We start from the raw sequence: 23,883 nt of genomic DNA, 5'->3' as shown, positions 1-23,883 counted from the left end.
TGATTTTAAAATGGTGTATAGTTTAAATTGTTTCTATGGAAACTTAAAAAGTATTATGGAGGGGATTTGATTTGGACCGTACATTAAGGCAGATAGAAATACTTTCGGATATTCGTACACTTGTTCATAAAAAAGAAGAGCATATGAGGGAAAATGATGAGCGTTTTCTTCGTGAGACAGGTGTAAGCGGTATGTCTCTATCAGAACTACACGTAATCCAATGCATAGGAACAAAAGCTTTAATGAATGTGACAGCGATTACGGAAGATATGGGAATGACAAAGGGAGCAATTTCTAAAATTTGTACAAAACTGTTTAATAAACAATTTGTTGAAAAGATGAAAATGCTAGATAATCAAAAAGAAATATTTTTCCGTTTAACAGATAAAGGGAATGAAATTTATATAGCACATGAGACACTTCATCAACAAGCTGAGGAGAAGTTGTTGCTCCTTTTGAATCAGTATACAGAAGCGGAATTATCATTGATTCAAAGATTTGTAAAGGATGTCGGAGCGCATTTAGAAAAGTAGAGAAATAATTTTTGCTCGCATTAAGCCTTCTGAATATGGATTTTGTAAAGACTCATATATAATAGAAAGAGATACTTAACGATGTGAATAGTTAAAGAGTATATGTATCAAGAGGAGAGGAAACAATGCTTGAAAATACGGGTTTAGTATTAGAAGGCGGCGGTATGCGCGGCGTATATACGGGTGGAATACTGGAATACTTTATGGAACAGGATTTATATTTTCCATATGTTATTGGTGTTTCAGCAGGAGCGTGCCATGCGGCGTCGTATCTTTCAAGACAAAGAAATCGAAATAAAACAGTGAATATTGATTATGCAACACATCCGAGATATTTATCATACAAGAATCTATGGAAAAAACGTCAATTATTTGATATGGATTTCATTTTTCGTGAAATTCCAGAAAAGCATGTCCCATTTGATTTTGACATATATTTTAATAGTCCAGGACGTTTTCTTGTAGGAACGACAGATTGTGAAACTGGAGAGCCCGTTTACTTTGAAAAGGAAGGTACGAATGAAGAGGCATTGACGTTATTACAGGCTTCTAGCTCATTGCCATTTATCGCACCAGTTGTAAATTACCGTGGTAAACAATTATTGGATGGCGGAATTTCTGATCCAATTCCAGTTCGTAAAGCACAAAAAGATGGCTGTGAAAAATCAGTTGTTATTTTAACGAGAAATCATGGATATTCTAAGAAAAAATCAAAATTTGGATGGATTGCAGCAAAGGCTTATAAGAAATATCCTAATCTTGTCAATACGATGCTATTTCGTTATGAAGTATACAATGAGACACTTCATTATATTGAGAAAGAAGAGCTAGCTGGCAATCTATTTGTCATTCGTCCAGAAGTACCACTTCAAGTGGATCGAATGGAAAAAGACCAAAAAAAACTGCAAAATTTATATGAACAAGGATATAAAGATGCAGAGAGACAATTTGCTGATTTACAGGCGTTTTTACAAAGTTAATAGATGTGAAACCTCTTCAAGAGGTTTTGGTTTTTTGAAATAGATTGAATATAAAATCTATTACGGTTCAATATGTGGTATAATATGGATATATTATTTAAAGGAATGATCCATATGGACAATGTATATAAAGGACTTCGGTATACTGGATATTTGGCAATGATTATTTTTGGTGGAGTATTTCTATTACGCTTTATGATTCATGATGAAGTTTTATTAGATCAACTAATTGGTTTTAGCGCGGGACTGGTGATGTTTATTTCTTCGTTTTTGATTCAGAAGTATAGTAAAGAATTACAAATGAATAAGGAATATTAGAAAAAGCCTTGTTTCACAACTTTTGTGAAACAAGGCTTTTTTATTAATGTGGTATGAAAACCAACTGATAAGCAAACAAAATACCAAACACGTATACAAGCGGATGAACAGCACGGAATTGTCCTTTTGCCATTTTCATAAGTGGATATGAGATGAATCCAAGCGCGATACCTGTTGCGATACTTGATGTAAGTGGCATGCTTAAAATGACTAAAAATGCTGGGAAAGCTTCATCAAATGCATCCCAATCAATGTGACGAACTGCGCCCATCATTAAGCTACCAACAATAATTAATGATGGAGCTGTAATAGCGGAAACGCCAGATACCGCACCAACAAGTGGTCCGAAGAATGCAGTTACTGCAAATAATACCGCAACAGTTAATGTTGTTAAGCCTGTACGACCACCAGCCGCAACACCAGCAGAAGATTCAATATAAGCAGTTGTTGGTGTTGTCCCGAACATAGAACCAATCGTTGCTGAAATAGAGTCGGAAAGAAGAGCACGTCCGGAATTTGGAAGCTTGCCATCTTTCATAAGGCCGCCTTGCTGTGCAACTCCAAGTAGTGTACCTGTTGTATCGAATAATGTTACAAGGAAGAGTGAGAAGACAACGCCGTATAATCCGTAGTGAATGACATCAGACACTGCTGTAATTGGATTAGAAACAATTACGCCTTCTGGTAAACCAGGCAGGGAGGTAACGCCGTTTGAAAACGTTAATTGTCCAGTAAAGTAAGCGATAATTCCTGTTAATAACATCCCGATAAATAATGCACCGTTCACGTTTAAAGACATCAGTACTAACGTAATCGCAAGTCCAGCTAATGCAAGTAAAACAGGCGGAGAATGAAGATCTCCAAGCCCAACTAGATTCGAAGGGTGTTTCGTAACAATCCCTGTTAGACGTAAGCCGATAAATGCGATAAATAAACCGATACCAGCTGTAATGGCATGCTTTAAGTTTTCAGGAATAGCTTCCATTAATTTTGTACGGAAAGAAGTTAATGATAGCAAAATTAAAATCATACCTGCTACGAATACAGCAGAGAAAGCAATTGCAAATGTCATACCTTCATGAGTTTTTACAACTGAGTAAGCAAAGTAAGCATTTAATCCCATCCCTGGTGCAACTGCAATTGGTAAATTTGCAAAGAATGCCATACATAATGTTCCGACAACAGCAGCAATAATTGTCGCTGTAAATGCTTGTTCAAATGGAACACCTGCATCACCAAGGATGACTGGGTTTACGACGATAATATATGCCATTGTTAAGAAGGTAATAATACCAGCCATAATTTCTGTTTTAATAGAAGTTTTATGTTTTGAAAGGTTAAACATATAAACATCCTTTCTGTTTACGAATGATTGTCACAACAGTTATATATAATATTCGTTTTTTAAGTGTAATGCAAGAGTTTCGTAAAAAAAGTTTATAACAATCCATATTTTATGTCTTAATTTCGAATGTTAATCAAACCAACACTTTTATGTTTCGGCTTTTCATGTATAAGTACTTTTCAGCATTGTGTACATCATAAGAAAGAGAAATGAAAAGGAGCTGAAATACGTATGTCTGAGCAGAAAAAGTTTTTAACGTTACCACCACAACATCAAAATAGGCAACCAGGAATTGAATCGATGATGAATCCTCTTCCAAAGTACGAAGACCCTAATTATCGTGGAAGTGCAAAGTTAAAAGGGAAAAATGTACTTATTACAGGGGGAGACAGTGGAATTGGAAGGGCGGTATCGATTGCGTTTGCAAAAGAAGGGGCAAATATCGCTATTGCTTATTTAGATGAAACGGAAGATGCAAATGAGACAAAAAGAATTATTGAGGAGCAAGGAGTGAAATGCATATTGCTTCCAGGAGATTTAAGCGATGAACAACATTGTCAGCAAGTTGTAAAGGAAGCAGCCTCGAAACTGGATGGTCTGAATATTGTTGTGAATAATGTTGCGCAGCAATATCCACAGCAAAGTTTAGAATACATTACGGCGCAGCAACTTGAAAAAACATTTCGTATTAACATTTTTTCTTATTTTCACGTTACTAAAGCAGCACTTGCATATTTAAAGCAGGGAGATGTGATTATAAATACAGCTTCAATCGTTGCGTATGAAGGGAATGAACAGCTCATTGATTATTCGGCAACAAAAGGAGCGATTGTGGCTTTTACACGTTCACTTGCAAAATCTTTAGTTCAAAAAGGAATTCGTGTAAATGGTGTTGCGCCAGGCCCGATTTGGACACCGCTTATTCCAGCGAGTTTCGATAAGAAGAAGGTATCGGAATTTGGAAGTAATGTACCGATGAAAAGGCCAGGACAACCATATGAATTAGCCCCTGCTTATGTATACTTAGCTTCAGAGGACTCCACATATGTTACTGGGCAAATGATTCACATAAATGGTGGGGTGATTGTGAATGGATAAAAATAAGGGGGGAGAGCTTTATATTTTCATTCATAAGAATAGAACTCATAGTAAAAGCTAATTGTACCATCATATATTATGGGCAATTTTAAAGGGGATGCTTGGGGGGATATGAATGAAAAAAGTATGTTTCGTTGTAATACTCTTTTTCTGTCTACCAATCAGTACTTTTGCCAGTAGCGACCATTTAATACTTATTAATCTTACGACAAATCAATTATCTTTTTTTGAAAATGGAAACTATGTAAGAACGTTTCCTGTTACAACTGGAAGGCGTAATACACCAACTCCTGAAGGTACATTTTGTATCATTAATAAATATAAAAATAAAGAATATCATCGTAAAAATATTCCAGGTGGTGCGCCGAATAATCCGCTTGGAACAAGATGGCTCGGTTTAAACGAAAAAGAGTATGCAATTCATGGTACAAATCGAGAAGGGACGATTGGAGGAAGGGAATCAAATGGTTGCATTCGTATGCACGATCGAGATATACAATGGTTATACGATCGGGTATCGTTACAGACAAAAGTAATTATTTCTCGGTTTTACACATCTCCAGAATATGCAGCGCATAAGCTAGGATATCGTGTTATAAGTTGGAATGGACGTATAATAGAAGAAGAACAAATTGGAACATTAACACTTGTGGATCGTATGCATATATATTGGCAAGAACCAAACGGTCAATTTACGAAAGTAAAAACGGTATTGCCGAATGAACGATACGCCGTTTATTCTCGAGGGAAGAATGGAAACTATTATATAGGTAATAATTTGTATATTTTGGATGAAACAGGTGAAAAAGTTCGTTATGATCAAGTGCCTTATTCCATTTTAAGTAATATATATAAGCGAAAGTATAATGTACCGTAAAAGCTATCGTAAATAGACGATAGCTTATTTGTTATATCAATATAAAACCCGTCCGCTTTGGAGGATAGAGAGGGGAGAAGCGGTCAGTGCTTTTTTCGCCCCACCCCCTGCTGTGTTTAAAACAAATCGAGAAAATGAGTGGAATCTCTATTCGTTTTCATAGCCGCGATGTATGCGTTGGAAAATTAAAGAGGCTCTATTAGTTGATACAATCGCAACTATTATGTTCTTGTGAATATAATACAGTACAGATTGGGGGCGGGCGTGTTATGGGGAAAGGGAATAGCCAGTTTGCATTTAAAATCTTTTTATTGACGAATTGTTTATTTATTATTTATTTGTATGTATCATTTATGTTTGATTTTTACATTACTTTTATTGATTTAGTGCTTTTAATTGGTTTTATTTGGTCCTTTGTTGAAGCGAGAGAAGGGGAACCTGGAATATACCGCAGGATAACCATGTTTGGAAGCGTTTTTATATTGATTGTGTATATGATCTTGATGCATGATACTTGGAAATATGGATTTGCTATGATGTAGGGGCATATGATTCATCGTATGCTCCTACACCTAGAGATACATATTATGAAAGAAAAATCCCCACCTCAAAGGAGATGGAGATTTGCGTGTTAATATTTCGGTCTAAATGTTTGGCAGCATGTTTCAACGCTTGTTGACGCAGAGCTTTCAAGTGTTTCACCTGTTAAGGCCGAGTTTGTATAAGACTCATTTGATTGATTCGTGTTTTGATCATCAGGCTGGACAAAGATTGAATTCGCTTGACAAAAGTTCCCTTGTCCCCAAAATGAACAATTGGACACAGAACAGCGTACCTCTGGCATAAAATCCCCTCCTTATACATTAGTGTGGGATTTTACACAGCTTTCATGTATAGAAGGAGTTTCCTTTTCTTCTTATTTTTTGTTTTCTTTAAACCATTGTTCAAAAGCATCTTTTGGTTGCTCACCTTTAATACGATTTACTTCTTGTCCATCTTTAAAATGAATAATTGTTGGTGTTCCTTCAATTTTATAATCATCCCAAGCTTTTTCATCATTAAAAATATTAATTACTTTCATATCAATATTCATGTCTTTAGCCATTGGAACAACGATAGGTGAGACTTTCTCACAATAGTGACAACCTGTTTGATAGAAGTAAACGGTTTGTTCTTTTTTTTCTTCGTTATTTTTACGGATGTCTGAAGAAGTAGTTTTATTTGTGTAGTAATTTTTTTCTTGTTTTTCTTTACTGCCACTTTCCATTTGTGTGACAGCGGCAATAGCTGCAAATAAGACGATAATGATACCGCCGAAGATAAGCATTTTTTTCATAATTTCAGCCCCCTATTTGTTTTTGATTACAATAAAGCTGCAAATTGCAATCGTGATAAATCCGATAAGTGCTAAAAACGGGATTGTGACGAATCCAAACCAGTTTATGTATTCTCCCGTACAAGGTACACGTCCGCAAGCAGCTCCTGCCTCTGAGAATGCGGGAACTTTTTGAATCGCATAATGATAGAGCGAAATACAGGCACCGATACTTGCAATTGGTAAAGAATATGTAGCAATGTGGTAGTCTTTTTTTACAACTGCAATACCGAGCCATAAAACAAATGGATACATAAAGATGCGTTGATACCAACAAAGTACACAAGGCTCAAATTTCATGATCTCGGAAAAATATAGGCTTCCAAGTGTAGCGATAAACGAAGCTCCCCAAGCGGTAAACAAAGCATATTCTTGTTTTTTCTCACGTTTCATGTTTTTACCTCTCTTATAATAGTTACATACTAAATTATAGTATGAAGAGGACAAGAAAATAAAGAGAAAATATTTTTATCAAGGTAAGTTTTATAAGAAGAAAACTTGGGAATAAAAAAAACAAGGTGTATAAACCTTGTTTTTAAGGGCGATTTACGACTTTTGTGACATTAAAAAAGTTTTGAATAGCTTCTTTATTTGTTTCTTGATTTATTTTTAAGACGGAACCAGCATGTTTGGTAAGAGCCGATTCATATGCTTTATCAATGGGAATTCGCATTGTTTCCATTTTATCAATAGGCTTAGAAAAAATACTATTTCCAAGTGTAAATAGCGCTCTTATATTTAAATTCGTTTCTATATATGGAGAGAGTTCGTGTGCCATTATCGGTAAATTTAGTACGCCATCTATAGAGTGAACGTTATCAGTAAGGGTTTGTTTCAATGCCTGGAGTACTTCTTGTTGTCGTTTCACACGGCCAAAGTCACTTTCAGTATCATGGCGAAAACGTGCGTATTTTAGTAAATCTTTCCCGTGAAGAGGTTGTAAACCTGGCTTTACATGCAGCCCCATATCATCGATTATGGTTTGTGTAACATTCACTTTAATTCCTTCAGGTGCAATGGTATCCACAATTTTAACAAATGCTTCAAAATCAATCGTAACGTAATGGGAAACATCGATTCCAAAATTATGTTTAATTGTTTTTCGTAATAATTCAGGGCCGCCATAGTAATAGGCAGCGTTGATTTTATTATATTTTTTATCATAAGAGGGAATTTCTACATAGCTATCTCGCATAATTGAAGCAAGCTTTGCTGTATTTTCTTTTTTATTGTACTGGGCAATCATAATGGTATCAGCACGGGCTTGTTTTTCACCTCGTGAATCACTGCCGATAATTAGGATATTCCATATGTCTTTTTCTTGTTTTGCGCTTTGAAATGATTGAGTGTTATTTGTTTTTTCACAGCCGATAAGCAGTATAAACATGTAGAGAAATAAGTACCAGGATTTATGCAAATGATCACGTCCATCCACTATTATTGATATATGTATTATGAGTAAGGATGTGGAAAATTATTCAAAAAAATCGCTATTCTCGGGAAGGAGAATAGCGCTTCATTTACATTTGCACTTGATCTATTTCTTCTATATGTGATTTTTGTGAAGCATGGTCGATATATTGAAATAGAAGCTGAAGTTGTTTATCTACTTCGGATAGTTCTTTTCCATATTGGTAAGCATGTAAAAAATGCTCAATTCGTTTAGAAAATAGATGATCATTAGTTTGTACCATTAGAACAAGCAACTTGTCCCAATTACAACAATACGTGTAATAGAGAGCTTTATCATAGTCGTTATATGTGTGCATTGTGTACCCTCCTTACTGAGGAGTTATATATAGTGTATGACAAGAAGAAGGAAATACACTTGAAAGAATTTGCTATGGAAAATGTTGAGTGAAAAATAAAAAACGAGGAATTTCCTCGTTTTTACGATTTTGGCATTGGAGTAGGTGTTGGCTTTGCGTAGCCTTCTTTATATTTATTATCAATGTATTTTCGAATTTCAAGAGTGGATTTTCCTTTTTTCTTCATAGATGCAGATTCGGTTGCAATTTCTAAACAGTTTACACAGGTCGTTGCGTGAGAATCCCAAACAACTTCTCCATTTTTCTTAATTTCACGAATAAAACAGTTTTTGTTGTTTTTATGCCCCACACTTTCTCCGCATCCACAGTAACAAGGAATCCAGTTTAATAATTCGGCATTTTTCCCTGCAACTGCATAGATCTCTTTCATTTGTGGATCTAGTTTGTCCAAAAATGTTGGTAGTGTGTCAATTCCTTTTGTCGTTTCTTGGATGTCACCTTGCTGAGTATGAGAAGCGTGTTCTTCGCTGTGTTCGGAAGATTCTTTGTGCTCGGAGGATTCTTTCTTTTCGGCTGCACCGCATCCAGAAAGTACAAGACTGCTTATTACGAGTAAAGAGAATAGATATTTTTTCACCTGCATTTCTCCTTTGTTTTCGTGATAGTGAAATTGTACCAAATATTCTGGTGATTTCCTATGTAGAAGTTTTGTTTTGTTTATTTTTCAATCGCCAGCGAATAGAGTGCCATAGAAACAGGAGAGGGATATAAACATATAAAATGTACATACCTGTTTGGGATACAAGCATATTTAATGTGTCGATACTTTCTCGATTTGTAAAAAATAAGGAAGCGATGTATACGACAAAAATAAAAAAAGGTAGTGTGATTTTAAATGGGATACGGAATGAACGCTTCATCGACTGACAAGAGGACCATACTGTTAAACAGAGATTTGGTAAAATGATAATAAACCATACAAAAATAATAATATATTCAAACCGCTGAATAAAGGGAACTTTAATAATTTTTAACATCGTTAACGTAGGCCAAATTGTATGTTTCAATAGTCCTTCACTATAGTACATAAAAGAGATAAGCGCTAAAACTACATAAAGAATGGTTGTAAAAGCAGCACCACCATGTGCCCACCTCTTTAAAGATTTTCCTTTTTCAATCAGTGGATAAAAGAAAAGTAGCGCTTCAAATCCTAGAAATTCTAATGTAGAGTCTTTCGCAGATTTTACAATATCTAAAGGTGAATGAGTGAAAATGGGCAGAATATTACGAACATGTGCATATTCCATTGGGAAAATTAAAAAGAACATTACGAATATAGGTAGTACAACTCCCCAAAAACACATTCCTGTTACAGAACGGAACCCACCTTTTATAATATAGTAAGTGACTAATAAAAATATTAAAGTTAGTTGCCATAATTTAATGGTTGGGAATACCCAAACTTGAATTACTTCGATATATGTACGAAGGACGGTGAGACAAAATAATAAAAAATAAATTGTAAAAAGCAAAGAAAATAAGGAGCCGATCCATTTTCCAAAGCATGTTGTATGAATATTGATTAGGTCGTTATCTTTTTCCAACATTTTTAACATACAAAATAATACAAAGTGAGTTGTAATTCCCGCAAGAATAAGGGAAATCCAAGCGTCATAACCGGCATTTTTTACAATAATGCGTTGATAGCCTAAAATTCCGACTCCGACTTGAAGAGAGTGAATTAAAAAAAACATCAAGTAAGGGGAGACAGTTAGTTCTTTACTATTCGTACCCACCTTATCACCTCACTATTCTCCGATACCAGATTGTACAACATTAACATCGACGTCAATATTAATATCTATAGATGGATACATTGCTTGAATTTGTTGTATGCTCCATTTTCTTGATCGACTTCTAATTTGGTCGCGTATCCCTAAAGGATCTATTTTTTTATGCTGAAATTGTTGAATCAATTTTTGAGACTGATTTTTAATCTTTTGTTCTACTTGATTTTTGACATATTTTATATTCCCCTTTTTTGTTAAATCAATCCAACTAGGGGCATTTTTTATTAATCCATTTAATTTTAAACGGATTGTTACTTTAGGAATATTACCTGTTTGATCAACGTGATAGACACTTTTTCCTGATAAATTTTGTGTTACGACAAGACCTTCATGATTATCTTTTTTTATTTGTGCTTCATAACGACCATTTTTAGTCGGATTCAGGAGCAACTTTACTAAAAAAGAGTCTTGTTTATCGGTATACATCACCACTTTGTCTCCTTTTAAAAAAGCAAGACCTTTTACGGAAACCGCGTGATCATCAGCGATTTGAATGTAAGGAAGAAATGGATCGCATACAGATGAATAATAATCATATAAAAAAATATTCAAAGCTGTCCGAGGGATATTTTCATTCCGTATATTTTGTTCAAGTAAGTCAACTAGATACAATGAACCGTTTGGTGCGATATATTTTAGAAGTTCTTCGACTGAACCATCTACAAGTGCTAATTGTACATCTCGCCCAATATTAGGATCACGTTGTAAATTACTGATGATTTCACCAATTCCATATGAACCAATAGGCTTTCCAAATAATATGACACGCATTTGTCCTAAAACAACATTGTGAGGTGATTTTGCATCTAAATGAGAAGCAATCGTTTCAAGGGATCTTGCAGTGGTTGACTGAGTTTTTGGTTTTGTTTTTACGCCAAGCGTGTAGTCAGGATATAAGATAGTACCTTGAATTTTTTTATCTTTTGCTATATCGAATCCAGCTACGTGAATAATTCTTTGCGTATCTACTATGGATGTTTGCGTGCAACCAAATTGGGAGCATAAACCAACAATTACTAATAAAAATAGAACGTTTCTCATGTTTCCTCACCATCACGTTTTTGTTTTGCTTTGTTTGGGTTATAGCGCCAATTTGCTTTTGGTCGCAGAAAAGAAGGGCGCTGGGCCGTCTGACTAAATGGCCAGCGAATGAAACCTTCCGCTGAACCGAAACCACGATATGGATATAAAGGTAATAAATAAGGTGATCCAAGTGATTTTAAATGTAGTAGATGTACCAATATAAAAACAAATCCCACAATAAGACCAAGTCCTCCGAAGGCACCCGCTAAAAGGATGAGTGGGAATCGGAGTAAACGAATGGTAGTAGACATTTTTACAGTTGGTGTCGTGAAAGAAGCAAGTGCAGATAAAGCCACAGCGATTAATAGGATTGTACTTGTTAAAGCTGCCTCAACAGAAGCTTGTCCGATTACAATTCCACCAACAATACCGATTGTTTGCCCAACTTTTGTAGGTAAGCGGGCGCCAGCTTCGCGCAATAATTCAATTGTAATTTCTAAAAAAAGTGCTTCTAGGATTGGAGGAAAGGGTACATTTGCTCTAGAAAAAATAATGGGTCCAAGCAAATCTGCTGGAATCATCTGATAATGAAATGTTAATACAGCTGTATAGATTGCTGAGGAAAATAGAGAAAATATAGCCCCAAAAAAGCGAATCAACCTAAAGAATGTGCCGATCGTCCATGGCAAATAGTAATCCTCTGGTGAAATGAAAAAATCTAATAGTGTTGTCGGTCCAGCTAATGCATAGGGAGAACCATCTGTTAAAATTAATACTTCACCATTGATTAAAGCAAATACAGCTCGATCAACTCTCTCTGTTGGTAAGAGTAGTGGAAAAGGTGAATTGCTATTATCGCTAATAAATTGTTCAATCATTGTTGCGTCGAAGGGGACGTCGAAATCAATATCCTTTAGACGTTGTGTAGCAGTATTAATAAATTGTTCGTTTGTGATTCCTTCTATATAGGCCACTACAATTGTTGTTTTGGATATAGATCCTACAACAACTTCTTTAAAAACTAGTTGCTCTGTTACAATAACACGACGTAATAAATGTAGGTTCGTGTCAATATTCTCCACGAAACCAACTTTTGGACCAATTACGCTATATTCATTTTCTGTATCATTATATAAACGCTTACCAAGAACAGTACTTTCTGCTCGAACTAGAGCATATTGTACTGTTTGTGATATATTTTGTAGTTTAACGAGTACATATCCATCCAATAGCTTTTCACGAATATCGTCAATGGAAGGCGAGATAACAATGTCTTCAATGGGGACGATGTTAGTTAAGTCAGTGATACCTTGAATCTGTTCTAATTGGTCTTTGATAGGTGTTAAAATAAATTGTTTAATTATGACTGCTTCTACGACAGATTTATAATAAAAAAGGCATAGTGTATCGTTTTCTGTAATGTTGTAAGAAACAAAATCAGTAGATTCCTTCATCGTATGAATAAATTCTGCAATGGTACAGCTCGTTTTTTTGTTTTTAGCTATAGAATTTTTTCTTGGTAAGCCAAACATGTTTTTCACTCCTTTCCCTTATATGGAATGCTCTTATTAGTTTTTGGGGAAGACAAAATTTTATGCAGGAAACATAAAAAAGCTGTCCAAAAGTTAGACACTGTGTATCTTTTGAACAGCTTTTTGATATTTGTTTATAAAAGTTAAAGGATAATTTTTATTTTGGAACAGGGGTATAAGTGATTCCTCATATTTCTTGAGAAAGTGCAAGCAGTTGCTCGCGGCCTTTAGAAATATGAGGGTGAAATTGGATTGTTGCATTTTCACGTGTTCTTTTCACATCTTGAATCGCGTGCTGTAACAAGGAATCAAGATGTGAATGAGATGGTTGTAGTTCTTTTGCAATGGCAGTTCCAGCAACAGTTCCTTGTGCCATCGCAACTTTCGCGCTTTCAATTCCTGTAATATTACCAGCAACATATAAGCCAGGAAGCTGTGTAGCCATTTTCTCATTATGAAGTGGAACATGCCCGCCAAGTTCTTCAATGTAATGAAACGGACATCCAGCGACAGCTGCTAATTCTGCTAGTGGATAGAGACCGCCAGCAATACAGACAAAATCAACAGCATGTATTTCTTCTGTTCCAGGAATAATCTCTCCATCTGGCGTGATAGTAGCAATTTTCACAGCTTCTACTTGTTTATCACCAATGATTTCAATAGCAGCCTTTCGCAAATGAAGCGGTGTGCTCCAAATTTTCATTCCACGCTTTGGATAAAATTGAATGGCTAATTTCCGCATCGCAGGATGTTTCATAAAACGGCTCCCAATTTTTAATAAAGGCGAGGGAGCGATATGAGCAACATGAAGTAGAGAGTTCAAAACGTGAAGCGGCTGTGCGCTTTGTTTTGTTACTGTATGCTTAGGTGGTAAAACGACGCTGTCAATTTCTAGCCCAGCAAGCTGTAATTCATGCATAATTGCAAATGATAATATATTTGCTCCAATAATCATTCCTTTATTACCGACTTTGACGCGATGTACATTCGTCATAACTTGTGCAGCTCCAATGGACATAACACCAGGCAAGGTCCAGCCGGGAAGCGGCGTTGGGAACTCAGCTGCTCCTGTTGCAAGAAGAACATGCTTTGTTTGGAAGGTACCGATATTCGTATGAACAGCCCATTCATTTCCGTTTTGTTCTAAATCATGTACGGTTACACCACATTCAATAGGGAGTGCTAAATCCTGCAACTGTTTTTGTAATTTCTTTGTTTCTTCTATACCATTCCACCATGTTCCGTTTGGTTCTTGATGAAGTTGGCCAAGAAGGCGACCACCAGGTTTTATAAATTCGTCAAAAATTCTAACAGATAATCCATATGTTTTGCAGGCGATGGCTGCACATAATCCCGCAGGACCAGCGCCGATAATGATGACATCAATCATTTGTGATCCTCCTTTTTTAAAGGAGTAGGTTGTTGCAAGCCGCTTTGTACAACCATTTGATCTTCAACTACAGTCATGCATGCACGCACATTTTGCTTGCCATTTATTGTGACGCGGCACTCAAAGCAATGGCCAATATTACAATAAATAGAGCGCGGTGCTCCTGTTTCTTCATGAACACGAAACGTTCGAATGTTATTAGCGAATAGGGAAGCAGCGACTGTTTCGCCAGCTATTCCTTCGCACTTCGTTCCGTTAAATGTAAAAGAGACTGTTTTGCTGTCTGATAAGTTACCGAGAATTGGGTGGTGAATGATACGATTACTCATGATCTATCACCTAACAAGTCAAAGGTAACGGGACGAACTGGTGGTTGATGCTTTAATGGCTGACGGTTTTGCTCCTGTGATGATATAAAACTCTCTAGTGCACATCTGCATGTTCGGCCCCCACAAAATCCCATGCCTGCTCGGGTACGTAGCTTCAATTCTCGTGTAGAACAGTTGTATGTGTTCGCTGTATGAAGTAGCTCTTTGTATGTTACTTCTTCACAGCGACAAATGACAAAATCGTTTGCAATGTTCATGACAAAGCCCCCTTGTTAGATTGGTTGTTTGCTAATTTATATGCAAAATACATGCCAATCTATATATCCATTTTGATTTGCATGCATATAAGTCGCTGCTATACAAATAAAATGGGCTCTTCACTTATTTCTACTTGGCATGGGGCAGGAAGAGGGACTGACCGCTTCTGTGCATGGCGGGCGCTCTCTTCTCACCCAAAAGGAAAGGTGCTATATTGTTTTTCAATTTGTATTTATAGAGAGAAGGATTAAAACGGGATATGTAATTTTTTCATGCGATTATATAAGGTAGCTCGTGTAATTCCAAGACGTTTCGCACATGCGAGTTTATTGCCACTTTCTAATTCCAGTGCATGCTGAATGATATTCCGTTCATATTTGTTTAAAGAGTCATCAAGTAATTCGCCTTCCGTTATATTTATTCTAAGAGGGGCAGGTGGTTGTTCTTGTTGTATTTTTGGAGAGAAGGGAAGGTCTTCTCGTTTTATGATCCCATCTGTCGCAAACACAACGAGACGTTCAATGGCATTGCGTAGTTCGCGAATGTTTCCAGGCCATTTATGTTCTAGCAATTCATACATAACATCTTGCGGTATACTTTGAATTGGACGATTATATTGAATAGAAAATTCATATAAGAAAGAATGAATTAGCTCCACAATATCTTCTTTTCGTTCGCGAAGTGGGGGTATATCAACGCTTACCACATTTAAACGATAAAATAAATCTTCCCGAAATTTTCCTTTCGCAATTTGTTCTTTTAAGTTTCGATTCGTAGCAGCAATAATATTAAAATCGGCATGCAATTCTTTTACCCCACCTACGCGGTAAAACGTTTTATCCTGCAAAACACGAAGCAGTTTTACTTGCATTTCCATCGGCATTTCACCAATTTCATCTAAAAACAATGTTCCGCCTTTTGCTAACTCAATTTTTCCTTTTTTTCCTTTCTGATCAGCTCCGGAAAAAGCTCCTTTTTCATAGCCAAAAAGTTCACTTTCAAATAATGACTCAGGAATCGCGCCGCAGTTAATAGATACAAATGGTGCTTGGTCACTTTCACGTGCTTCATGAATTGCTTTTGCGAATAACTCTTTCCCAACGCCGCTTTCCCCTAAAATGAGAACAGTTGATTTTGTTGTACATACCTTTTTCGTAATTTCAATTGTTTGTTGCAGTGCGGAGCTGCTTCCTTTAATAGCATGAAAAGGATCAACTGGCGGTGTTAATTTAGCAACTTGTTTTTCTAATTGATGCATTTTTGTAGAAACGGAGAAAAGCTCTTGATTAAGTCGAACTTGGCTCGTAATGTCTGTTTCGGATACAACAGCTCCAATAATTTCATTACGCAAGTAAATGGGATTAGAGTTAATCAGTACAATTAAATCTTCTCTTGGTTGATGTTGGTGTTTATGTAGTGATCGACCTTCTTGTAGAGTTTTTAATATTTCTAGCATATCTTCATGAAAAAATGATGTGATGGGTTTTCCTAAAATGTCTTGTCGTCTTACAGAAAAGATCGCTTCTGCCCCGTTTGTCCATACATTGACGTTCTCGTTCTCGTCAATGACAGTGACGGATGCATCTGTTGTTTTGATAACAGTTTCGAAATAAGCTTGTAAATATTCATAAGAATGAAAGATTGTTTCAGCTAGCATAACAGCTGTAATAAAACCAATTGGTTTATGGGAAGCATTCGTAAAAACAACGGCATGATAGTCTTTAAGTTTCTTTAATATATGTGAAATAGAAGGATAGTAGGAAGTTGTATAACAAGGTTGATATGTACCACAAGCAGTAAGCATGTATAGATCATTGTTTCTTTTGACTAGAACGGTTGTATCTTCATGATTTGTATGATTCCTTTGTTGTAACTCTTCTAATGATGAAAAGAAGAGAAAATCTTTATTCATAAGTTGGTCTATAGAAGAGAGCTCGATTGTCATGCTAATGCCTCCTTATTGGATTGACTGTAAGTTTTTTATACACTATTTCATTATTTTTACACATTTTTAAAGGAAATGTAAAATATTTTGTCGGAAAAGTTCAATAATTTTATGTTGGCTATGTGGTAATAATGAGCATCTCGTTTCTCAGTATGGTAAAGATAAAGGGTGGGGTGAGAGAAAAAATCCTTGGGAATTACAGTTGCACGTTAAGTTGGCATTTTAATTGCAAGTAAAAGAAAATGTGAACATGAAAAAGTGATAATCCAGCAAAAAAATTTTGTTAGAAGCTTATCTCGATATTCGGTAGTAGTAAGAGATTATTTCAAAATTTAGAGAGAAGCGTGAGCCATCAGTTCCACTTTATAAATAGAAAAGAGGGAGTTTATGATAAAGCATTGTGATGTTCTTATCATTGGCGGAGGTATTATTGGGAGTGCAATTGCTTATTACGTTTCAAGATGCGGGAGAGAAGTAACGTTATTAGAAAGAGGAGAATTAGCGAGCGGTACATCATCGAGATGTGATGGAAACATTTTGGCAATTGATAAAGATCCCGGGTTTGATAGCCAAATGTCTCTTGAAAGTCAAAAGCTTGTTGATCAACTAGCGAAAGAATTACGTCACTCTTTTGAATACCGAGCACCAGGCAGCATTCTCGTATGTGAAAGTGAAGAAGAGATGATCGCTGCGGAAAAATGGGTAAAGCGGCAAAAAGATGCGGGTTTACCATTTCGGATGTTAGACAGACAAGATATTCGGCAGGAGTCACCGTATTTTGCAGATGATTTACTGGGTGGATTAGAATGCGCAACAGATTCGACTGTTAATCCATATTTATTATCATTTTCTTTGCTTGATGAAGCGAAAAGGCAAGGAACAGATGTGTATCTTCATACAGAAGTAACCAGTATTCAAAAAGATATAATGGGTGCGTTTATTGTTGAAACAAATAAGGGGACATTTACAGCGAATAAAGTCGTAAATGCAGCAGGAGTATGGTCACCTGTTATTGGCGAGATGTTGGATGTGAAAATTCCAATTCAACCAAGAAAAGGTCATATTATTGTTGCTTCAAGACAAGAGCCAGTGGGAACGAGAAAAGTAATGGAGTTTGGCTATTTAATTAGTAAGTTTGGCGGCACACGTCATGTGGATGAGGAAACAGAAAAATATGGAGTTGCTCTTGTATTTGAACCGACAGAAAGTCAAAATTTCTTAATTGGAAGTAGCAGGCAGTTCGTTGGTTTTCAAACGAAGGTGGATACAAGCGTTATAAAGTGTATTGCAAACCGAGCGATTCGTTTTTATCCGAAGATGGCTGATATGTTACTTATTCGAACATATGCAGGTTTGCGTCCGTGGACGGCAGACCATTTGCCAATCATTTCTCATGTCGAAGAAGTACCAGGATTTTATATTGCCGCCGGTCATGAAGGTGATGGGATTAGTTTGGCGGCCATTACAGGAAAGCTTATTGCAGAAATGATTGAGGGACAAGAGACAACCGTACCGATTGAATCACTAAGCCACAATCGATTTCAAGAAAGGATGGAACGAGTGTGAACGTAAAAAAAGTGTTTACGACAGTTGATACGCATACGGGAGGGAATCCAACAAGGACAGTCATAAATGGCCTTCCAAAGCTAGAAGGGAATACAATGTCAGAAAAGATGTTATTTATGAAAGAAAAGTATGATTGGATTCGTACATTTCTTATGTTTGAGCCACGCGGTCATGATGTAATGTCTGGTGCTTTATTAACAGAACCGTGTGACCCAGAAGCTGATGTTGGTGTTATTTATATAGAAACAGGCGGGTACTTACCAATGTGTGGTCACGATACAATTGGCGTTTGTACCGCTTTAATTGAAACCGGTATGGTTGAGGTGGAAGAACCGTATACCTATATTAAATTAGATACACCAGCGGGGCTTGTTGCAACAAAAGTGTATGTAGAAAATGGAAAAGCAAAAGAAGTAACATTTTGTAACGTGCCTGCTTTTTTATTAAAGTCTGTGGAAGTACATATAGAAAATATAGGGAATGTACAATGTGATATTGCCTATGGTGGTAATTTTTATGCGATTACAGACGCTAGAAAATTAGGCGTGAAGCTAACAACGGAAAATTCTGCGCAAATTATAGAAACAGCTATTCGGATTCGCGATGCCATTAATGCAGCGGTACCCATTTCACATCCGGAATTTTCTTTTATCGAAGGAGTGACGCACGTTGAATTTTTCTGTGATCCAACGGACGAACATGCGGATGTGAAAAATACAGTGATTGTACCACCGGGAGGGATTGATCGTTCGCCATGTGGTACGGGAACATCAGCCAAACTGGCTACATTGTATGCCTACCGTGAAATTGATTTGGAGGAATTATTTGTACACGAAAGTATTGTCGGTTCGCTATTTAAAGGGAAAATTGTTAGAACAACAAGTATAGGGGACATAGAAGCTGTGATTACAGAAATTACTGGATCAGCATGGATTATGGGAATGCACCAGTTTTTATATCATGAGGAAGATATTTTGAAAGATGGATTTATTCTCATTCCACCAATGGAGGGGCATTGATTCTGAGTTGGAGTAGTTATGTTTATATGAGTTAAATAACAAGAGAGATGGAAGACGTTTTTATAAATTGGTAAGGGGAGATTGTATGAAGTTCGTAAAAGCAATTACAACAGTTGATGCACATATAGCTGGAGAGCCACTGCGCCTAATTATGAACGGCGTACCTCTATTAAAGGGACATACTTTACAAGAGAAACAAAAAGAACTAGTTGAAAACTATCAAGCATTTCGAAGAATTATCATGCAAGAACCACGTGGTCATGCAGCAATGAACGGTTGTATGATTGTACCACCTTGTTCAGAAAAAGCAGATTTTGCGGCGTTGTTTATGGATGCAAATGAATTTATTTCTAGTACAGAAGAGTTTGTGATGATAGCTGCTGGCGTTATGGTTGAAATGGGAAATGTGCAAATGAAAAATGATGTAGTAGCGGTGGAAACAATCGATGGAATTTTTCCTGTGAAAATCTGTATAGAAGATGGAGAGATACACGCTGTTTCATTACAGAAAGATTGTCACTACGAACTTCAATATAATGCCTCTCAGTCGGCCATTTCATTTGGACCAAATGAATCTTATGTAATCAGCCATACAAAGCATTTAGGTGTCAAATTAGACATGGATGAATTCATAGAATTAAAGAGCTGGGCACATACGACAAGAACCTCATTATCGTCCGAATGTAGTAGTATTTTAATAGATGCCAAGCAGATTGAGGAGAAACGATTCAAAACGATGGTGCAGAAGAAGAATGGACTTGTAAGCCGTTCTCCATATGTTAGGGCAACATGTGCATGTTTGGCACTTTTTAGAGAGGAAGGTATGTTACAAGAAGGAGAAAGTGTCCAGCATGAAAATATTACAGGCGGAACATATGAAGCAAAACTGATGAAATACACACAAAATGAAATGACGGTACAAATTACAGGGAGGGTCTTTATTACGGGAATGCATCAATTTTTATTAGACCCATCTGATCCGTTAGCGGACGGCTTTATTATTGTAGGTTCATAAAGAAAAGGAAGAGTTGTCTCTTCCTTTTCTTTATGTTTAGTTTGTCTTTTTTTCTTTTACAGACTGCATTAATTTCATCATTTCGGCTCTTACATCTTCTTTCTTCACATTTAATTTTTCGGCGATTTGTTTGACATGCATACCATCTTTTTTCATTTTTAATACATCATTAAACGGCGTATTACTTTTTTGTGCAATGATGGTTAAAACTGCGAGATGATGCAGGTGAATATGGTTATCTTCCATTATTTTCTTCATTTGTTCTGGTGTTGATTTTTGTATTTCAGCTACTTTTTGCAATAAAGCTTCTTTCATTTCTTTACTCATATGATGTTTATGCATTTTCTTTGGATCCACACCGAAATGTTTCGCCGTTTCTTTCCAAGATTTAGTTTGTTTATAGTACGATAAAACATCATTGATATCTTTTTTACTTATTTTCGCAATGTGTGCAGCCTTCCAAATTTCATGTTTTTTATAACCTAGTTTTTCTAAAGATTGTATTTGTTCATCTGAGATTAGTTTGTGATGATGCGCCGTGAATTCTTTTTGTGAGGCCGCAGAAGCAGGGAAGACTGCCATTCCACATAAAAGTCCTGTTGCTAAAATGCTTGCTATTAATTTTCTGTACATACCATTGATTCCTCCTAATTGAATAAAATGGAAAACTGTATCTATAGAGTTTCCCGAAGTTGTGGAGAAGTTGTGAAGAACTTGTGAACATTGCAAGTTTTTTTCGCGATGTAATAAAAAAAAATTTTTGTTAGTTTCACAACACAAAACATTGATTAATGGTAGAAAACTGCGTTATAATCGAAATTGAAAATCAATATCAATTATAAGGTGTATACATATAGATGAAAATAAGGGAGAGAAACATATGATCACATATACTTCCATTGCAAATATCATTAAAGAAAGACGATCCATTCGTACATTTACAGATAAAGCAGTAGAAAAAGAATTGTTAATTGAATTATTAAATGACGCAACGTGGGCACCAAACCATCAGCATCGTGAGCCATGGAAATGTAAATTATTTATTGGAGAAGGTCGTAAAACATTAGTAGATGCTGTATTACATTCTTTCACAGAAGAAGAACGAGCAAAAAGAGGTAAAATTTTATCCGATCGTTTTCTAAGTACACCAGCTCAAATCGTTGTATATATGGATGAAGATCCACGTCAAGTGCAACGTGATGAAGACTACGCGGCAGTGTGTGCATTTATGCAGAACTTCCAGTTATTAGCTTGGGAACGTGGACTAGGTTGTGTTTGGAAATCAGGTGGATTGAATTATAATCCTTTATTTATAGAAGGAATTGGATTAACAAAAGGACAACGTATTGTTGGAATCCTTCATATTGGTTATTTCGATAAGAAACCAGAAGGAAAAGAGCGTACGCCGATTACGAAGAAGATGGAAGTTATTGAAGGGTAATAGCTGAAGATGAGAAGCTGGATGCAAATGATTTAAAGTTTGTGTTCAGCTTTTTTGTTTTTTGGAGTTTTTTATATCTTAGTAATCTTATGATGAAGATTACTGATAAAAGAGAATAACAGAGTATCTATTTTTCATCATTTCTCATGAAAGCTTGTTTCCTCTCATACACTGTCTTAAGGGAAAGTGTAAGGAGGGAAAATAATGAGAGCTAGTGATGATAAAGCACTACAATATGCAATTGCCGAAATTACTGAAATTGCAACTGGGTTTGGACTGGATTTTTATCCGATGCGCTATGAAGTATGTCCAGCAGAAATTATTTATACATTTGGTGCATATGGAATGCCGACTCGGTTTTCACATTGGAGTTTTGGAAAACAGTTCTTCAAAATGAAGCTGCATTACGATTTGGGACTTAGTAAAATATATGAACTTGTCATCAACTCTGACCCATGTTATGCGTTTTTACTTGATACCAATTCATTGATTCAAAATAAATTGATTGTAGCACACGTATTAGCACATTGTGATTTCTTTAAAAATAATATTCGTTTCTCAAACACGAAGCGTGATATGGTTGAAAGCATGGCAGCGACAGCAGAACGAGTTAAAGCGTATGAACATAAATATGGAAAAGCAGAAGTAGAAGAATTTTTAGATGCTGTTTTGGCTATTCAAGAACATATTGATCCATCGCTTATGCGGCCGAAGCTTGCTTGGAGTATTGATGATTTAGAAGAGGAAGAAGAAAAGAAACGAGTATCTCAGTACGATGACTTGTGGGATTTAGATGATAGAAATAAAAAAAGAGAACGTTCGAATATACGGAAGAAAAAGAAAATCCCGCCGCAACCAGAGAAAGATCTACTTCTATTTATTGAGCAATATAGTAGAGAACTAGATGAGTGGCAACGCGATATTTTAACGATGATGCGAGAAGAAATGTTATATTTCTGGCCGCAATTAGAAACGAAAATCATGAACGAAGGCTGGGCTTCGTACTGGCATCAACGCATCCTTCGTGAAATGGACTTAACATCCGATGAAGCAATCGAATTTGCGAAGTTAAATGCAGGAGTCGTTCAGCCGTCCAAAACAAGTATTAATCCATATTACCTCGGTATAAAGGTGTTTGAAGATATTGAAGAACGTTATAATAACCCAACTGAAGAGATGAAAAGGCGCGGTGTGAAGCCAGGATCGGGCCGTGACAAAATCTTTGAAGTGCGAGAAATTGAATGGGACGTATCGTTCCTTAGAAACTATTTAAATAAAGAGCTTGTAATGCGAGAAGATATGTACTTATTTCAGCGCCAAGGAAAAGAATATAAAATAATTGATAAAGAGTGGGAACACGTTCGTGATCAGCTCGTTAATATGAGGACAAATGGTGGATTCCCATATTTAGTGGTGGAAGATGGAGATTATTTAAAGAACGGTGAATTGTACATTAAACATTGTTATGAAGGAATTGAGCTTGATTTAAAATATTTAGAGAAAGTATTACCATACATTCATCAGTTATGGGGAAGGACGGTGCATATGGAATCTAATGTAGAGAATAAAGGTGTTGTCTTTTCTTATGATGGGAAGATGGTGCATCGGAAGTATGTGTGAAGTTACTGTTTAACAGTAGCTTCTTTTTTTATGGATATGATTTACAAATAAAAAAGGGAAGAAGATATAATCCTTTGTTTAATAAGAATAGTTAAATGTTAAAGGATGTATAGAAAAAGAGAAAAGCAGTAGGATTTTATTATGAAGGGGCGGAAGGTAGTAAGGGGAAAATAGTTGGTGAGATTAGAATTTGAAAATGAACAAGAATTAAAAAATAGTGAATTAATGTCTTTGTTTCTTGGAAGTGATGTACAACCGTCTATCGGCTCTGTTAAGGATACAATTAGAGAATTGGATTCTGTGCTTAATGGAAAAAAAGAAAAATTTGAATGTAGTTATAATGCAACGGACATTGAGATGGATCGATATAAAACAGTAATAGAAGAGCTGTACCCTGATGATGAAGATTATCCATTACAGTGTGAAATTGAAACAATAGAATTAAGAAAATTACTCTTAGTATGGTTTGAAGAGTTGACACAGTATAGATATACACGAGGGGAAATTAAAAAAGAACAAAAAGAAATAATATTAAACTGGATTGAAGAGCAACAAAAGATCGGTGATAAGTTAGAAGAGAATTTGAAAAGATAAATAAAA

The 23,883-nt window shown here is 36.1% G+C and carries 27 protein-coding genes; 12 read left to right on the top strand and 15 right to left on the bottom strand.

Going from position 1 to position 23,883, the window contains the following annotated elements; translation table 11 throughout:
• Positions 1–71 precede the first annotated feature (71 nt).
• The 3 genes from M014_RS0117095 to M014_RS0117085 all read left to right on the top strand — a co-directional run bounded on the left by M014_RS0117095 (position 72) and on the right by M014_RS0117085 (position 1,831).
• Entirely contained in the window at positions 72–533 is a 462-nt protein-coding gene (locus tag M014_RS0117095) for a MarR family transcriptional regulator (RefSeq protein ID WP_026592824.1), read from the top strand.
• A gap of 125 nt (positions 534–658) precedes the next feature.
• Positions 659–1,513, top strand: a complete 855-nt coding sequence (locus M014_RS0117090; protein WP_026592823.1) for a patatin-like phospholipase family protein — start codon at positions 659–661, stop codon at positions 1,511–1,513.
• 84 nt (positions 1,514–1,597) lie between these two features.
• The gene (locus M014_RS0117085; RefSeq protein ID WP_231503957.1) at positions 1,598–1,831 is read left to right on the top strand and encodes a hypothetical protein; all 234 of its coding nucleotides are present in this window, start codon (positions 1,598–1,600) and stop codon (positions 1,829–1,831) included.
• Positions 1,832–1,874: 43 nt separating this feature from the next.
• Here the strand turns inward: M014_RS0117085 and M014_RS0117080 are convergent, their stop codons facing one another.
• Positions 1,875–3,176, bottom strand: coding sequence for an NCS2 family permease (locus M014_RS0117080; RefSeq protein WP_026592821.1), 1,302 nt, complete (start codon positions 3,174–3,176; stop codon positions 1,875–1,877).
• A gap of 231 nt (positions 3,177–3,407) precedes the next feature.
• Between M014_RS0117080 and M014_RS0117075 the strand changes: the two genes are divergently transcribed.
• The 3 genes from M014_RS0117075 to M014_RS0117065 all read left to right on the top strand — a co-directional run bounded on the left by M014_RS0117075 (position 3,408) and on the right by M014_RS0117065 (position 5,693).
• Positions 3,408–4,274: an SDR family oxidoreductase gene (locus M014_RS0117075; RefSeq protein WP_026592820.1), complete on the top strand. Its 867-nt coding sequence runs from the start codon at positions 3,408–3,410 to the stop codon at positions 4,272–4,274.
• Between the two features lie 115 nt (positions 4,275–4,389).
• A complete protein-coding gene (locus M014_RS0117070; RefSeq protein WP_026592819.1) occupies positions 4,390–5,151 on the top strand; it encodes a L,D-transpeptidase in 762 nt (253 codons plus the stop codon).
• A gap of 269 nt (positions 5,152–5,420) precedes the next feature.
• Positions 5,421–5,693 carry a hypothetical protein gene (locus tag M014_RS0117065; RefSeq protein WP_026592818.1) on the top strand — a complete coding sequence of 91 codons (273 nt, stop codon included), beginning with the start codon at positions 5,421–5,423 and terminating at the stop codon, positions 5,691–5,693.
• A gap of 89 nt (positions 5,694–5,782) precedes the next feature.
• Here the strand turns inward: M014_RS0117065 and M014_RS0117060 are convergent, their stop codons facing one another.
• The 13 genes from M014_RS0117060 to M014_RS0117000 all read right to left on the bottom strand — a co-directional run bounded on the left by M014_RS0117060 (position 5,783) and on the right by M014_RS0117000 (position 16,622).
• On the bottom strand, positions 5,783–5,995 hold the full coding sequence (locus M014_RS0117060) for a DUF1540 domain-containing protein (protein WP_018782370.1): 213 nt from the start codon (positions 5,993–5,995) through the stop codon (positions 5,783–5,785).
• Positions 5,996–6,067: 72 nt separating this feature from the next.
• Positions 6,068–6,487, bottom strand: a complete 420-nt coding sequence (locus tag M014_RS0117055) for a thioredoxin family protein (protein WP_026592817.1) — start codon at positions 6,485–6,487, stop codon at positions 6,068–6,070.
• 12 nt (positions 6,488–6,499) lie between these two features.
• Positions 6,500–6,919 (bottom strand): disulfide formation protein C, encoded by a 420-nt coding sequence (locus tag M014_RS0117050; RefSeq protein WP_026592816.1) that lies wholly within the window; start codon positions 6,917–6,919, stop codon positions 6,500–6,502.
• Positions 6,920–7,061: 142 nt separating this feature from the next.
• Complete coding sequence (locus M014_RS0117045) at positions 7,062–7,943, bottom strand: LCP family protein (protein WP_026592815.1); 882 nt, start codon at positions 7,941–7,943, stop codon at positions 7,062–7,064.
• A 103-nt stretch (positions 7,944–8,046) separates the two neighbouring features.
• Positions 8,047–8,295 carry a YhdB family protein gene (locus tag M014_RS0117040; protein WP_026592814.1) on the bottom strand — a complete coding sequence of 83 codons (249 nt, stop codon included), beginning with the start codon at positions 8,293–8,295 and terminating at the stop codon, positions 8,047–8,049.
• A 121-nt stretch (positions 8,296–8,416) separates the two neighbouring features.
• Positions 8,417–8,932 (bottom strand): PCYCGC motif-containing (lipo)protein, encoded by a 516-nt coding sequence (locus tag M014_RS0117035; RefSeq protein WP_026592813.1) that lies wholly within the window; start codon positions 8,930–8,932, stop codon positions 8,417–8,419.
• Positions 8,933–8,990: 58 nt separating this feature from the next.
• Positions 8,991–10,091 (bottom strand): GerAB/ArcD/ProY family transporter, encoded by a 1,101-nt coding sequence (locus tag M014_RS0117030; RefSeq protein ID WP_026592812.1) that lies wholly within the window; start codon positions 10,089–10,091, stop codon positions 8,991–8,993.
• Positions 10,092–10,103: 12 nt separating this feature from the next.
• Positions 10,104–11,186, bottom strand: coding sequence for a Ger(x)C family spore germination protein (locus M014_RS0117025; RefSeq protein WP_026592811.1), 1,083 nt, complete (start codon positions 11,184–11,186; stop codon positions 10,104–10,106).
• Entirely contained in the window at positions 11,183–12,700 is a 1,518-nt protein-coding gene (locus M014_RS0117020; RefSeq protein ID WP_026592810.1) for a spore germination protein, read from the bottom strand. Before M014_RS0117020 ends, M014_RS0117025 begins: the two co-directional genes overlap by 4 nt.
• 187 nt (positions 12,701–12,887) lie before the next feature.
• Positions 12,888–14,090, bottom strand: a complete 1,203-nt coding sequence (locus tag M014_RS0117015) for an NAD(P)/FAD-dependent oxidoreductase (protein ID WP_026592809.1) — start codon at positions 14,088–14,090, stop codon at positions 12,888–12,890.
• Positions 14,087–14,419: a (2Fe-2S)-binding protein gene (locus M014_RS0117010; RefSeq protein WP_026592808.1), complete on the bottom strand. Its 333-nt coding sequence runs from the start codon at positions 14,417–14,419 to the stop codon at positions 14,087–14,089. Before M014_RS0117010 ends, M014_RS0117015 begins: the two co-directional genes overlap by 4 nt.
• Positions 14,416–14,676 (bottom strand): (2Fe-2S)-binding protein, encoded by a 261-nt coding sequence (locus tag M014_RS0117005; protein ID WP_026592807.1) that lies wholly within the window; start codon positions 14,674–14,676, stop codon positions 14,416–14,418. The genes M014_RS0117010 and M014_RS0117005 overlap by 4 nt, the downstream gene beginning before the upstream one ends.
• Positions 14,677–14,924: 248 nt before the next feature.
• The gene (locus M014_RS0117000) at positions 14,925–16,622 is read right to left on the bottom strand and encodes a sigma-54 interaction domain-containing protein (protein ID WP_231503956.1); all 1,698 of its coding nucleotides are present in this window, start codon (positions 16,620–16,622) and stop codon (positions 14,925–14,927) included.
• 390 nt (positions 16,623–17,012) lie between these two features.
• Between M014_RS0117000 and M014_RS0116995 the strand changes: the two genes are divergently transcribed.
• From M014_RS0116995 to M014_RS0116985, 3 genes are all read left to right on the top strand, one after another.
• A complete protein-coding gene (locus M014_RS0116995) occupies positions 17,013–18,188 on the top strand; it encodes an NAD(P)/FAD-dependent oxidoreductase (RefSeq protein WP_026592805.1) in 1,176 nt (391 codons plus the stop codon).
• The gene (locus tag M014_RS0116990) at positions 18,185–19,207 is read left to right on the top strand and encodes a proline racemase family protein (RefSeq protein ID WP_026592804.1); all 1,023 of its coding nucleotides are present in this window, start codon (positions 18,185–18,187) and stop codon (positions 19,205–19,207) included. The genes M014_RS0116995 and M014_RS0116990 overlap by 4 nt, the downstream gene beginning before the upstream one ends.
• An 85-nt stretch (positions 19,208–19,292) precedes the next feature.
• Positions 19,293–20,222: a proline racemase family protein gene (locus M014_RS0116985; protein WP_026592803.1), complete on the top strand. Its 930-nt coding sequence runs from the start codon at positions 19,293–19,295 to the stop codon at positions 20,220–20,222.
• Between the two features lie 36 nt (positions 20,223–20,258).
• Here M014_RS0116985 and M014_RS0116980 read toward each other — a convergent pair whose 3' ends face one another.
• Positions 20,259–20,855: a hypothetical protein gene (locus M014_RS0116980; protein WP_026592802.1), complete on the bottom strand. Its 597-nt coding sequence runs from the start codon at positions 20,853–20,855 to the stop codon at positions 20,259–20,261.
• Between the two features lie 247 nt (positions 20,856–21,102).
• Between M014_RS0116980 and M014_RS0116975 the strand changes: the two genes are divergently transcribed.
• The 3 genes from M014_RS0116975 (at position 21,103) to M014_RS27595 (ending at position 23,877) form a co-directional block, all read left to right on the top strand.
• A complete protein-coding gene (locus M014_RS0116975) occupies positions 21,103–21,663 on the top strand; it encodes a nitroreductase family protein (RefSeq protein ID WP_026592801.1) in 561 nt (186 codons plus the stop codon).
• A 204-nt stretch (positions 21,664–21,867) separates the two neighbouring features.
• Complete coding sequence (gene spoVR, locus M014_RS0116970) at positions 21,868–23,283, top strand: stage V sporulation protein SpoVR (protein WP_026592800.1); 1,416 nt, start codon at positions 21,868–21,870, stop codon at positions 23,281–23,283.
• A gap of 174 nt (positions 23,284–23,457) precedes the next feature.
• Positions 23,458–23,877, top strand: coding sequence for a hypothetical protein (locus M014_RS27595; RefSeq protein WP_155924339.1), 420 nt, complete (start codon positions 23,458–23,460; stop codon positions 23,875–23,877).
• Positions 23,878–23,883 lie beyond the last annotated feature (6 nt).

It is taken from the genome of Bacillus sp. UNC437CL72CviS29 (assembly GCF_000482345.1).
Taxonomy (GTDB): domain Bacteria; phylum Bacillota; class Bacilli; order Bacillales; family Bacillaceae_G; genus Bacillus_A; species Bacillus_A arachidis.
Note: the sequence above shows the minus strand (reverse complement) of the source record. Positions and strands in the feature narration are given on the sequence as shown.